This window comes from Burkholderia sp. MSh2 (assembly GCF_000731655.1).
In the GTDB taxonomy this organism is placed as follows: domain Bacteria; phylum Pseudomonadota; class Gammaproteobacteria; order Burkholderiales; family Burkholderiaceae; genus Burkholderia; species Burkholderia paludis.
On record NZ_JPGM01000117.1, the window covers coordinates 1 to 12,582 of the forward strand.

13 protein-coding genes and 1 pseudogene are annotated in these 12,582 nt (G+C 62.1%); 8 read left to right on the forward strand and 6 right to left on the reverse strand.

What is annotated here, in order from left to right:
- Positions 1–596 precede the first annotated feature (596 nt).
- Positions 597–1,418 carry an HAD-IA family hydrolase gene (locus tag GQ57_RS37370; protein ID WP_235215196.1) on the reverse strand — a complete coding sequence of 274 codons (822 nt, stop codon included), beginning with the start codon at positions 1,416–1,418 and terminating at the stop codon, positions 597–599.
- Positions 1,419–1,589: 171 nt separating this feature from the next.
- Between GQ57_RS37370 and GQ57_RS38435 the strand changes: the two genes are divergently transcribed.
- Positions 1,590–2,219: a GNAT family N-acetyltransferase gene (locus tag GQ57_RS38435; RefSeq protein ID WP_152601875.1), complete on the forward strand. Its 630-nt coding sequence runs from the start codon at positions 1,590–1,592 to the stop codon at positions 2,217–2,219.
- Positions 2,220–2,251: 32 nt separating this feature from the next.
- Here GQ57_RS38435 and GQ57_RS37380 read toward each other — a convergent pair whose 3' ends face one another.
- Positions 2,252–3,241 (reverse strand): helix-turn-helix domain-containing protein, encoded by a 990-nt coding sequence (locus GQ57_RS37380; protein WP_052001623.1) that lies wholly within the window; start codon positions 3,239–3,241, stop codon positions 2,252–2,254.
- Positions 3,242–3,522: 281 nt separating this feature from the next.
- Between GQ57_RS37380 and GQ57_RS37385 the strand changes: the two genes are divergently transcribed.
- The 3 genes from GQ57_RS37385 to GQ57_RS43240 are packed head-to-tail and all read left to right on the forward strand — an operon-like array spanning position 3,523 to position 5,962.
- Complete coding sequence (locus GQ57_RS37385; RefSeq protein WP_052001625.1) at positions 3,523–4,419, forward strand: choline/ethanolamine kinase family protein; 897 nt, start codon at positions 3,523–3,525, stop codon at positions 4,417–4,419.
- A 26-nt stretch (positions 4,420–4,445) separates the two neighbouring features.
- Positions 4,446–5,789 carry an aspartate aminotransferase family protein gene (locus GQ57_RS37390; RefSeq protein ID WP_031401708.1) on the forward strand — a complete coding sequence of 448 codons (1,344 nt, stop codon included), beginning with the start codon at positions 4,446–4,448 and terminating at the stop codon, positions 5,787–5,789.
- Between the two features lie 29 nt (positions 5,790–5,818).
- A complete protein-coding gene (locus tag GQ57_RS43240) occupies positions 5,819–5,962 on the forward strand; it encodes a hypothetical protein (protein ID WP_160257591.1) in 144 nt (47 codons plus the stop codon).
- 433 nt (positions 5,963–6,395) lie between these two features.
- Here the strand turns inward: GQ57_RS43240 and GQ57_RS37395 are convergent, their stop codons facing one another.
- The 3 genes from GQ57_RS37395 to GQ57_RS37405 form a co-directional block, all read right to left on the reverse strand.
- Positions 6,396–7,556, reverse strand: coding sequence for an NAD-dependent formate dehydrogenase (locus GQ57_RS37395; protein WP_034200538.1), 1,161 nt, complete (start codon positions 7,554–7,556; stop codon positions 6,396–6,398).
- Between the two features lie 124 nt (positions 7,557–7,680).
- Positions 7,681–8,592 carry a LysR substrate-binding domain-containing protein gene (locus GQ57_RS37400; RefSeq protein ID WP_052001624.1) on the reverse strand — a complete coding sequence of 304 codons (912 nt, stop codon included), beginning with the start codon at positions 8,590–8,592 and terminating at the stop codon, positions 7,681–7,683.
- Positions 8,593–9,417 (reverse strand): hypothetical protein, encoded by an 825-nt coding sequence (locus tag GQ57_RS37405; RefSeq protein ID WP_034200539.1) that lies wholly within the window; start codon positions 9,415–9,417, stop codon positions 8,593–8,595. It lies immediately after the preceding gene.
- A 319-nt stretch (positions 9,418–9,736) separates the two neighbouring features.
- Between GQ57_RS37405 and GQ57_RS44050 the strand changes: the two are divergent.
- Both GQ57_RS44050 and GQ57_RS44055 read left to right on the forward strand, forming a co-directional pair.
- A pseudogene (locus GQ57_RS44050) lies at positions 9,737–9,823 on the forward strand (transposase); the annotation flags it as partial.
- Between the two features lie 25 nt (positions 9,824–9,848).
- Positions 9,849–10,238 carry an FAD-linked oxidase C-terminal domain-containing protein gene (locus tag GQ57_RS44055; protein WP_268810900.1) on the forward strand — a complete coding sequence of 130 codons (390 nt, stop codon included), beginning with the start codon at positions 9,849–9,851 and terminating at the stop codon, positions 10,236–10,238.
- A 287-nt stretch (positions 10,239–10,525) separates the two neighbouring features.
- Here GQ57_RS44055 and GQ57_RS37415 read toward each other — a convergent pair whose 3' ends face one another.
- The gene (locus tag GQ57_RS37415) at positions 10,526–10,840 is read right to left on the reverse strand and encodes a hypothetical protein (protein ID WP_031401713.1); all 315 of its coding nucleotides are present in this window, start codon (positions 10,838–10,840) and stop codon (positions 10,526–10,528) included.
- Positions 10,841–11,379: 539 nt separating this feature from the next.
- Here GQ57_RS37415 and GQ57_RS37420 point away from each other — a divergent pair.
- Positions 11,380–12,027: an HAD family hydrolase gene (locus tag GQ57_RS37420; protein WP_034200540.1), complete on the forward strand. Its 648-nt coding sequence runs from the start codon at positions 11,380–11,382 to the stop codon at positions 12,025–12,027.
- Between the two features lie 404 nt (positions 12,028–12,431).
- A partial coding sequence (locus tag GQ57_RS41045) for an acyl-CoA dehydrogenase N-terminal domain-containing protein (RefSeq protein ID WP_152603472.1) occupies positions 12,432–12,582 on the forward strand: 151 nt, incomplete at its 3' end.

Genomic DNA, 12,582 nt, shown 5'->3' on the forward strand with positions numbered 1-12,582 from the left:
CCCTTGCGCCAGCGCTCCCACATGACCGCTTTCTGACTGTCTGTATAGTAGATCCGCCGCCTCTGTTTCATTGCAACACTCCTCGCTGCTATGCAGCTTCAAGTGTGTTGCATCGACGGGTTGAATCCGCACCGATTAGCCGACAGTCGCCGACTGTTGCCGGACGCGATCGTCCGCTGTCGACTGCGGACTCGACATGAGCGACCAATGATCGACATCCCTCAGAGAAGCCGGTAGACGGGTACTCGACCCCGTCGCCTCGGCCGAACCGTGAATTTGGGGGCTAGACGGGTTAGTCTGGCTTTCAGGTCGGTTCGGGGCGTCGCGCTATCCGCAGACACACCCGAGGCGATGCCAGACATGTCGCGACCGTGCCCACGCTCCCATATTGACGCCTTCCGACGGTTTGTATGGGAGATCCTTCGTTTCTGTTTCACTGCTCCGTTGATGCTACGCAGCTTGAAGCGCGTCGCATTGACGGGTGAATCTGCTGCCGTTCGGGAAAATACATCGTCCCGAAGCCGCTTTCGGCGTGAGTAAAACACGCAAGATGCGCGGCCTGCTTGAGATATCAGGCAAGATGCCAATTGCCCGCGTTACCGGCCGAGTTGGATCAGGAATTCGTCACGGAGTATCGCCGCCAGCTTATCGACATCGTTCCTCTCGTCGTCATGGTAAATGACACCCATTCCGAGTGCACGAGGCGCAACCAGGTTGTCGGGATTGTTGTCGATGAAGACACTTTCTTCCGGTTTTACTTCGAGGCATCGCAAGGCGTGTTCAAACACAGCTGGGCCGTCTTTTCCTGATCCGAATTCGGCTGACACAACTATCGGGTTGAACAAGGAATCGAGGTCTTGCGACTTCCTCAAGCAATCGATTCGATCTTTTTTATTGTCGGTGATAATTCCGAGCCTGTAATCGTGTCTCAGCCGGTGCGCCAGCGCGAACATGGAATCGTTTGTCGGCGTGCTGAGAAACGCCTGTTCGAGCAGGGCGAAGTCAATCGTGCAATGCATTTCCTCGCAGATGGCGTCCCAAATCTCGCCGTGCGTGGTCTGCCCGACAAGTAGCGCCTGGTTGTATGGTGCGAATGCCCGTCGTAGCGTCTCGAATTCGACCGCCGTCATTTTGCTCAGATACTTGTTGGTTGTCAGCGAGCCTGTCTTGTCCGTCGTCAACACGCCATCGTAGTCGAAGAATATTGCCTTTATCACGTGCGTTCTTTCCTGTCGAGAAGGGAAGCCGTCATTCATGGTTACGCAGAGCGAGTCATGCAGCTCAAACGTATCGGTTGCTCGTAGGGTGGGCGTGGTCGCCGCAGGGATGCGGCGTGCTGCACGACGATTGTCAGCGATCTCTGCGCTAGTGTCGAATGTCCCTGCGTGGCAGGGGTAGCCGTGGGTCGTGACCGTCAAGGACACTGCTAAACTCGGGTGGCCAAAGTAACTTTTCCCGGTCACATGAGCACGCAACCCGCGGCAGCACCTGAGGCCATCCCCCAAATTCCGCTGCAATACCTGCGTATGACCCGATAAGGCGTCGCGTCCACATGCGTAGTCAGTTGCGCATTTTCATTCGATGAACGTTTGCTGCCTGAACACAACATGCACGGTACAAAACTATCGATAGCGCCACTCACGCATCAGTTTTTTGAATCGGCGTTGGTTTTGCTGGATGCGGCGTTCAAGGAAGACCCTACGCTTGCCTGGTGCCTGTTCGCCGAACACTGGGGATTCGACGAGCGCCGGACAAATTATCCAAGAAGCTATTTGAGCTATCACCACGATGTCCTCATGCCTGCCTTGGGCGTGTGGCGTAACCGTGACCTCGTTGCCGCGAGTTACTTCGCCCCGTCATCCTGCACCGAATCTGCCGGCAAGCTCGCCGAGCTGGGGCGCCAGATCGCGAGCGGCTGTGGTGAACTGGCGTTGGGGAGAATCGATTCGCTTCGCGAGAGTCCTGACTTGCACTCCCGTGATGCGAATTCGAGCAGGATCGAGTTCATCGGAGTATCGCCGATGCTGCAAGGCGAGGGGATCGGGGCCACGCTCCTGAAAGCGACGTTGGCGCATCTTCGCGAGATTGAACCATGCGGGCCGATTTCCCTGGAAACGGCGGAGCCGCGCAATATTCCGTTCTATGAGCGCCATGGATTTGCGGTCGAGGCGCGCATCGAGCGTGCGGGACTGACGCAGTATCGCTTGTCGATCGGCTAGTTGCCCCGCTGGCTCGGAGTGGAAGACGAGCGTCACCGTTGGCAAAGGAGCGACGCCACTTCGCCCGACAACATCGCAATCCGGCTGACCAAGCCATCCTTGCGCGTTGAAGAGGGTAGCTCTTCGAACATCAGCTTATAGTCCTGGGAGAAGTGGCCGAGGTGTCGGAAACCCCATCGCCAGGCGACGTCCTGAACCGACAGCGGTTCCGCGGCAAGCAGCGCACGACGACACGCGCTCAGTCGGACCGCCTTCAGGAAGTGCGCGGGAGATTTGCCAACCACCGACGTGCAGTAGTTTTGCAGTGTCCTGCGGGTGACGTGCAGATGGTCGCACAGGCGCTCGAGCCGCACCGCCTCGTCGACGGAGTCGCAGTCGTCCAATACCAGCGCGCGTGCACGTATGACGACATTCAATCTGTCCCGAAAGCGGCGATCCTTCTGAAACGCGGAGTCCCCGTCGCACACTATGCACAGCATGTCGAGCAACTGGTCGAGCATCCCGTCCAGCATCGCATGTTCCGGCGGCGTCCCCTCATCGCCGGTGCGCAGGATGGCCTCGATCAATGCCGTCAGTTCGCGATGCGTCTCGACGGACATTGCCGTTGCGTGCAATGCCGACCGATGCATCGGGTTGAGCCCGAGGCGTTCGCGTCGCAGCATCCACTCCGATTGCTCGATCAGGACACCATAGATACCGAACTTCTTCGGCGTGGAAAGGCTGAACATCTCGTTGTCGGTGGCATTCATCAACATCGGTGCGGCGTCGGTCATATCGTGGCCGCAAAATCCAAGGTCCCGATATGCGCCATGGTCCGGTATGCCGATCCAGATCGACCCGCGCCACGGCATGCATTGCTGAAAGGTCAACTGCTCCGTGTATTCGTGAAATACCTGAGTGCGAGGGGCATCGCTCCAGATTTCCCGTAGAGACCCTGCAAACCGGCCTCTGGAAAGCTGATCGTATTCCTGCGACCAGTCATGAATCGAATCGGCGTGTTGATGCACGTCGCTGGTGCGCATTCGCCGATATTGCACTCGACTGATGCGTGGGCCGGGGGGGCGGTCTGCAGCGTGCGCGGTGCACGCAGTGGCGTCTGGGGGGCTCGGGAAGGAATGGGGCATCATTTGGCTCTCTCGACAGATACACCTGACCGAGCAAACGTAATGCCAGCTCGTTTGCCCCGCTTATCCCGTTCCGGAAAAAATCTCCGTCGCCATCGATATTGCCGGATCCGGATAGGTGCTTCGTTCGTTGCGTAGGTCAAATGCAGTCATCGGAACCCATCCAGCGGAACCCGCCCATGACTCCATCTACCCTTGAACATCCCCGCACGCTTCAGGCGCTCGAGCGAATTCGCAGACTGCCGTGCTGGCGCGGCGAACCGGAAGCCGTAGAAGCACTCGCGGGCGGCATAACCAACCAGAACTATCGGGTCAGCGCCGACGGAGCGACCTACGTGGTGCGTCTTGGCGGCAATATTCCCGCCAACCACGTGATGCGCTTCAATGAGCATGCAGCGAGCCAGGCCGCGGCTGACCTGGGATTATCCCCATCTGTTCGATACGCGGAAGATGACGTACTGGTTATCGACTATCTCCCCTCCCGCACGCTGAAGCCCCACCAGGTCGGCGATCATCTACCGGGCATTCTTTCATTGCTGCGGCGCACACACGCCGGCATGGCGAGCAGACTGCGCGGCCCCGCGCTCTCGTACTGGTTGTTTCATGTCATTCAGGACAACCTGCACACGCTTCGCGAGCACCGGTTCGACGCCGATCTGGACACGCTGGAACGTCAGGCCCGCCAATTGGAGCGCGCAGTGGGCCCCGTCGACCTTCGCTACTGCCACAACGACTTGCTTGCCGCGAATATCCTGGACGATGGCGAACGGCTGTGGCTGATCGACTGGGACTACGCCGGCTTCAACAGCCCGCTCGCCGATCTCGGCAGCCTCGCATCGAATAACCACCTCAGCACCGAGCAGGAGCGCTGGCTGCTCGAGCACTATGACGAATGCCCGCCGAGCCAGGCCCGCTGGCGCGCGTATCTCGCCATGAAGACCGCGTCGTCGCTCAAGGAGACGCTGTGGAGCATGACGTCCGAATGCATCTCGTCAATCGATTTCGACTACGCCGCATATAGCCGAACGAACCTGGCCGGCTTCAATCGCGCCTGGGAAGAGTTTCTGCAATCCTGATCATTTATATAAATCGGAGTGTCAACATGTCGACGCGTTCAACCATCATGGACACCAACAGCTTCCGTGCCGAGCACGCGGCCGCGCTCGATGCCGGCTCACGCGCGCTTACGCAACGCCGCGCACGCCTGCTGGGCGATTCGTATCGTCTCTTCTATCGCAAACCGGTACATCTCGTACGCGGCCTCGGACAGTATCTGTGGGACGCGCAGAATGTAAAGTATCTCGACGTGTACAACAACGTTGCGAGCATCGGCCATTGCCATCCGGCCGTCATCGAGGCGGTGAACGAGCAGATGCAGGCCCTGAATACGCACACCCGCTATTTGCATGAGCGCATTCTCGACTATACCGAGGACCTGATGACGACGTTGCCGTCGGAAGTCAGTCGGGCAATGTACATGTGCACGGGATCGGAGGCGAACGATCTCGCCATGCGCATCGCGTGCGCGTACAGCGGCGGCACGGGCATCATCGTCAGCCGGGAGGCCTACCACGGCACGAGCTACCTGACCTCGGGGGCATCCCCGGCGCTGGGCAGCAATCAGCCGCTCGCACCGACGACGAGACTGGTTCCCGCGCCCGACCGCTATCGGGTCGACGCGCCGGACCTCGGCATCTGGTTTGCCGAACAGATCCAGCTGCAGATCGACGACATGGTTGCGCACGGCATCAAGTTCGCGGGATTCATGGCCGATTCGATTTTCTCTTCCGACGGTGTGTTGCCCGGCCCGGCCGGCTATCTTCAACCGGCGATCGACACCGTACACCGCAATGGGGGTATCTTCATCGCGGATGAGGTCCAACCCGGTTTTGCCCGAACCGGCGAATCGTTCTGGGGGTTCGGCCGCCACGGCGTCGTGCCCGATGTCGTCACGACGGGCAAGCCGATGGGGAACGGCATTCCGGTGTCGGCACTTTTTGCGCGGCCCGAAGTGCTCGCCGCCTTCAGCGACGAGATTCCGTACTTCAACACCTTCGGCGGCAATCCGGTCTCGCTGGCCGCCGCGCAGGCGGTGCTGAACGTGATCCGCACCGAGCGTCTGCAGGAACACAGCCGTCGGGTCGGCGGCCAGTTGCTGAACGAGCTTGCCAAGCTCGCGGACCGGCATGAATGCGTCGGTGACGTTCGCGGCGCCGGGCTGTTCATCGGCTTTGAACTGGTAGCGGATCGTGCGGCGAAGACCCCGGACAAGGTCCGGGCGCTCAACGTGATCGAGGAGTTGCGCGAGCGCCGCGTGCTGACTTCGGTGGCCGGCCCTTACGGTAACGTGCTGAAGTTGCGCCCGCCGCTGGCATTCCAGCCTGCCGACATCGACTGGCTCGTCGGCGCGCTGGATGAAGCGCTGAGCGCGACCGCACACCACTGATCTTGACGGTTTTCCGCGGGAGCGGGGCGGTGAAGTCGCCCCTGTTCCTGCATGGCTTTCGTATTGACTTCGAGATTGGTCTGATTCCGGTCGGTGTTCCCGATTGCGCACGGCATCCAGGGCGCGACGAGCACCTTCTTCGCGCGAACCTCTTTGCTGCGGCGGGTGCGTGACAGAAAGCCGGATGCACGGTGATAGTCACGAATGGTCTACGCGCGGTGGGCGACATCCGGGACGCGCTCGTGCGTTTTTTCGGGTGAGGGTCTGTGTCGGGTCTTCATCCGCATGCAATGGCCGGGGTACGTTGCAATCGCACCTCGGTAGTTTGCCGAAGCGCCGGTTGAAGTTGACGATCAAGGAGGAGGGCACGCAGGGCGACGCGCATTCTTGCATCTGCGAGAGGACTGGCGACGTCAATACCACCGAAGCCCGTCCCGACGAAGACGACATGGAGCGCGGCCGGGGCATGCGGGTTGAAGTTCTTCGTCGATGCCGAGATCGCGATCGGGTTCGATCGAGGTCTGCGCGTGTCGCGGCCGACCAGTCGCGCACCCTGCGTCGTTGCAGGCGTGCGCGTGTGACCGGTCGTGCCCTTTGCAGCCTGGATCAGTTCAGCTTGTACGACTTTGCGCCTGTCCCTGCGAGTACTCCGCCATCGACGATGAGATATTCGTCGCGGATCGGCGTACCGCCGAAATAGTTCTCGAGGACTTCCAGCGTGCCGGCCGCATAGCGCGCCTGCGCGGAGAGCGAGGTGCCGGAGATGTGTGGCGTCATGCCGTTGTGGGGCATCGTGCGCCACGGGTGGTCGACCGGTGCCGGCTGCGGAAACCATACGTCACCGGCATAGCCCGCGAGGCGGCCGGATTCGAGCGCGCGGACGACGGCGTCGCGCTCGACCAGCTTGCCGCGTGCGGTGTTGATGAGATAGGCGCCGCGCTTCATCTTCGCGAACATCGCGTCGTTGAAAAAATGCTCGGTCGAAGGATAGAGCGGCATCTGCAGGTTGAGAATGTCGACCGCCTTTATCAGCGATTCTGCGTCCGGGTGGAAGGTCAGGTTCAGCTCCTTCTCGATCTCCGGGCTCAGGCGATGCGGATCGGTGTAATGGAGATGCAGGCCGAAGGGCTTGAGCCTGCGCAGCACTGCGAGGCCGATCCGGCCTGCCGCAATCGTGCCGAAGTGCATGCCTTCGACGTCGTAGCTGCGCTCCACGCAATCGGCGATATTCCAGCCGCCATTCACGGCGAACTCGTGCGAGGGCAGGTAGTTTCGGACAAGCGAAAGCACCATCATCACCACGTGTTCGGCTACGCTGATACTGTTCGATCCGGTGACCTCGGCTACCGTGACGTGGGCACGCGCTGCAGCCTCGAGATCGACGTGGTCGGATCCGATGCCGGCGGTGAGCGCGAGCTTGAGCTTCTTGGCCTTTGCGATCCGCTCCTTCGTCAGATAGGCGGGCCAGAAGGGCTGGGAGATGACGACTTCGGCGTCGGCCAGGTGTTTTTCGAATTCCGAGTCCGGGCCGTCCTTGTCGCTGGTCACGATCAGTTCATGACCGAGCTTCTCGAGATACGGGCGAAGGCCCAGCTCTCCCGATACGCAGCCGACCAGTTCGCCGGGCTTGAAGCCGAGGGGGCCTGTCGGAGCAGGCGCGGTCTGGCCGTTGGCGTACCCGGTGATGCGGGGAATGTCGTCGCGTGCATAGGCAGGCGGATAGCCGGTTACCGGATCGGGATAAAGCACACAGAGAATCTTTGCCATGGGTCGCATCTCCTTGATTGCGCAGTTGCCGCCGCGGGCTGTCCCGCAGCGGTGAGGACAGAATGCATCGGCCCTGCGGTGCGGCTCCAATCGTTTGTGCGAACCTCTTCATAACCCCGGTCTATCAGGCCGGCCGGAACGCGGGGTTGTCGAGGATGGCGGCCAGGTCGAGCTGGCCGGCAATGCGCCAGGCGGCCTCCGAAAGCGCGGGCTGAACCTGGCGCCGGAGTCTGACGAGGCAGACGCGCTCGACGTGCTCCGGCGTGACCGGATGCACGTGGAGACCTTCCACCTCCTGCCCTGCCGGCAGCGCACTTAGCGGCAGGACGCTGAAGGCGCGCCCGCTGCGCGCTTCGGCCAGCAGGACGCGCATGGAGTTGGTCTGCACGACGACATTCGGCATTGCGCCGGCTTGCCTGAATACCTCCTCGAGCATCTGTCGATTCTGCATGTCCCGGCTAAGCAGGCACAGCGGCATTCCGGCAACTTCCGGCCAGCTCAACTGATGCGGCAGGCAAGCCCGATCGCTCGCGACGAGCACGTAACGCTCCGGGAACAGGGGAAGCACGTCATGATCGTCGCTGATCACCGACCGGTCGTAGACGATCCCCAACTGGAGTTCCTGCGATTTCAGGCGTTGAAGAATATCGGGCGTGGCGAGCGACATGACTTCGAGCGTCAGCTGCGGCAGCCTTTCCCGGTAGTGCGTGCTAAGCAGGGTGGCGCCATGGCTGGCGGTGGGAATCACACCGATGGCGAGATGACCCTGCGGCACGCTGCGCACCAGCTCCGCTTCCTGCCTCAGCCCGTCCAGCGAGCCGAGCACCTGCCGGGCCCACTCGATGACCCGCTCGCCTTCGGGCGTGACACCCTCGAAGGTCCGGTTGCGCCGGATGACCGTGATGCCGAGTTCCCGTTCGAGTTCCCTGATGCCATTGGAGAGGGCGGGCTGCGAAACATGGCAGCTTTCCGCCGCTCGCCCGAAGTGCCGGTGCCGGTCGAGGGCGATGAGGTAATTGAGCTGGCGTATGAACATTCAGGAAACCTGATTGATGTGGTAAAGATGCGGGTTTGCGGTGCCCGAATGCGAACCGGTTCCTGTTTCGGACCTCGATGGCGGAAGGCTGTTGCCAGCGGGAAACCTCTGGTTTTCCGGACGAGCGTGGCGAGCCGGCCCGTTGCGCCCCTCAAGGTTGTACCGGAGGCGGTCCTGACCGTCGAGGAACGGGCCAGACAGGAGTCGGCAGCGTACGCCGCAGATCGCATGAGTGCGTGCACGGGCGGATGCCGGTGCGGTCTTCCGCCGAGCATCCGGATACGCGTATTCGTCGATGACGCCGGCACCCAGGCCGGGCATGTCTGGTTCAAGCGCCGGTCGCCAGTTGCTCGAGCCGATCAGTGTGCGCGCGGGCACGTTCTCGACGATACCGGCATCGGTCGCGAACGGCAGTTTACCTGCACCGTTGCTGCTTGCTTCCTCGATGAAGGGACGCACGATCGGTTCCGCAGGCGCCAAGATGGACCCACGCCGCATGACATGGTCGCGCGACGCAACCAGCTTGTGCCGTATGCGGCCCGGCGGATAGGCGATGATCGCGCCGTGACCCGGCAGGCCCATGCGGAACGAGAGATCTACCCCTTCCGTGACGACGGCAACGGCTCGTTCGCTCAGAACCCGATCCACGTGCATTTGCGGAAAACGAAAGCTTCTCGACATCAGCCTGTGGCCAACGAACTTCTCGAGCCATTCGATGTGCTCACTCGACGCCGGCCGGCCGGGTCCCGGATCGAGCCCTGCGATGGAAATGCTGCCGTGTTCGACGGCGCTCGCATCGATCTGCATGGTTTCCGGAAGGTTCATCTGTCCAGCTCCTCAGGCGGTGAGTGACGCCCGCTCAGGCGATGGAGAAAACAGTCCACGAACATTGCCCTCGATAGATTGAAAGAACTCTCCGGGATGTATCGATCGACGCAGCCGATGGAGCGAGATTAAGTCTCGCGAGCGAGAAAGCCGGGTACAAACGGCCCGAATCGCATAGGGTACAGTTTGCGTTCTGGTCAATCCGGCGTCGGTGTTCCCCTCGGGGTGCCGAGCGAGCGGCCCAGGCCCACCAGGCTGTCCCGGTTGAAAGTGGAAAGCGCCGGCATGACGTTGTTGTCTGGACCGGGGAGGTCGTGCCGTGACGAAGGGAAAGTTCACCGACGGGCAGATTGCATGCGCGGTGAAGCAGGCTGAACCGGGCGTGCCGGTCGGGGAGGTCTGCCGCAAGATGGGGATGGGCGATCGGCGAACTGCTCACGACGCTATCGCCGTTCGTCTCGTTCGATGCAGGCATCCCGCTACGCGCGACCGCCGACTACATCGAGCGCGCCCATGCCCGGCTAAAAGCAGCGTTTCCGTCGGCTTCGCACCTCTTTTTCGGGCATCCGGGTGACGGCAACCTGCACTTCACGAGCGGGCCGCATGCAAGCGAGGCCGATCAACTGAAGGTGGATGAAATCGTCTACGGGCTTGTCGCGGAGATTGGCGGCAGCATCTCGGCGGAACATGGCATCGGCCGGATCTGGAAGCCGTTTCTGCCTTTGAGCCGCGGTGAACTCGAACTGCAGTTGATGGCTCGGCAGAAGGCAACGCTCGATCCGACTCAGCGTCTGAACACGGGGCGAATGCTCTCGAGCTGACGAACGAGCCGCTCGCTACGCCGGGATTGGAGGGGGGTGACGCGTTTGGCTGCGAGTGAATGGGGCGATGGGGAGCACAAGCGTGTATGGAGGCGTTGTCGACCGTGTCTCGGTACCCGCTGGAGATGCACGGCGGCTCTCCCTTCGAATATGAAGCGCACAACCCGATTCAGTCCTGCGCGTGGTTTCCAACCCGGGACATGTCTATCCGAACGCCTGCGCCGGATATCCGGCGCAGGCTTTAGAACAGGCGTAACTTCCCCGTCGGCTACCGTTCCGGCCACCTTTTACGCGGCGTTCAGCCAGGGCATTTCCACGGGCGACACGACCAGTTGCCGGAATTCGCGTTTCAGATCGAAGATGAACCCGACCAGGATCATCGAGTCGGCGTAAGGAATCGGGAAGACCTGCGGATTTTCCGGGGATCGCAGGGGGCGCTCGGGCGTCTCCGCGGTCGCCGCGGCGTTCTCGCGAATGCTTTCCAGTTCGTCGGCCATGGGCAGGCCACCGGTTTTCAGCACGCGACTCCGCAGGTCGCTGAAGGGCTCGATGCGTGCGGCGTCTTCATGGTATTCGGGCACTTCGTATACGAACCAGGACATTGTCGGCTCCGATGAAAGGGGCGCTATTCTAACGCTGCGCGAGGGTCCACCGCGCAGCGACCGTGCGGTGCGATGGCGGCGGTTGCCGCGAAGCAGTCTGTCAGTCTCGTCCGGAACCGATTATCCGGCACGATGCTGAATCGATCGTATCGTTCCCGATCGACCGTCTTTCCCTCCCGCTTCGCTCTTGCTCGTCGACTACTTTTATAGCATTCCAGGCGTGATAGGGAGCGGCGACGGTGGCAGGCTGTCGGCGGACCTGGTCCGGGCTGCGGCGCGGCCTGAGCAAGACGCTGCGTTGGCGGGGAGGGGGGATCGGGCAGCAGCCCGTGCCGAACGACCGGGCGAATCCGCCGCCGAACCGATCCAGCCGATCCAGCCGATCCGGCATGTCTCCTTGATCCAGTCCGGGTTTTTACGCCCGACGCACGCGGCGGCATCCGGAATGCGGCTAGTATTGGCGGGCGGTGTGTCTTCGAGCAACGATTCCCGTTCCCGCAGAAACCTGAAAACGCGCTTTGCGGCGCCCCATTCCCGCGATGAAAATACAGGCCGTGTTCTTCGACGTCGGCGAAACCTTGGTCGACGAAACCCGCGACTGGGACGAGTGGGCCGACTATCTCGGCGTTTCGCGACTCACGTTTCATGCGTCGCTCGGGGCGGTCATCGAGCGCGGCCAGCATCATCGCCGGGTGTTCGACCTCGTGAGGCCCGGTGTGGATTTCGCCGCGCTGCGTCGAGAGCGGGCGTCGGCCGGGCGCGTCTACGCGGTGAGCCCGGACGATCTCTATCCCGATGTCGTGCCGTGCCTGAAGCGGTTGCGGGAAGCCGGAATCCTGGTCGGCATCGCGGGGAACCAGCCCGTCGAGACGGAGCACGCGCTCCGCGCGCTCGGCGTGCCGGCGGATATCGTCGCGTCGTCCGCATCCTGGGGTGTCGAAAAGCCGGACGCCCGCTTTTTCGAGCGGATCATTGCCGAGACGAATGGCATCGATCCGGCGCGGATCGCCTACGTCGGCGATCGCCTCGACAACGACGTGGAGCCGGCGCGGCGGGCCGGCATGGTGTCGGTGTTCTTGCGGCGTGGCCCGTGGGCGCTGATCCAGTCGAGTTCCGGACGGTTCGCGCCTCCCGCTCACGTCATCGAGGATCTTGCGTCCCTTCCGGATCTGCTGTGTGGAATATAGGGGCGCGTTGGCCCCTGAGAATTCGCGCCCGCGATGGGCGTATGCCCGCCGCGTGCCGGAATCGTCCGTCCGCAAGCGATGCGCGCCATGGTGCCGGCGGTGCGGCGCGCCAGATGTCGCCGCACGAGCGGGGTTGCCGCGTCGTACCGGCAAGACACGCCGGCCCGCCCGCCAATGTCTTGGCGCTGTCGGATACCGGCTCCGGTCAAACCCTTATCGGGCCGGCCGCTTCCGGCCCCGGTCATGCATCCCGTGGCCGGTTTTGTCACCAGGTGGGCCGAATATGACAATGGAAACCGGCTCGCACGGCATTAGGATGGGTCACCTCGCCGCCCGGTGCTGGCCGGTTTTGCCGTATCGGCCCTGTGGCGCACCTCATTCACCGCCTGATTGGAACATCGACCATGAGCTATAACGCCCCCGTCAAGGACATGCTGTTCGTGCTGAAGGAACTCGCAGGCATCGACGCCGTTGCGCAGTTGCCGGGCTTCGAGGATGCCGGCTACGACACCGCGCAGGCCGTGCTCGACGAATCCGCGAAATTCTGCGGCGAGG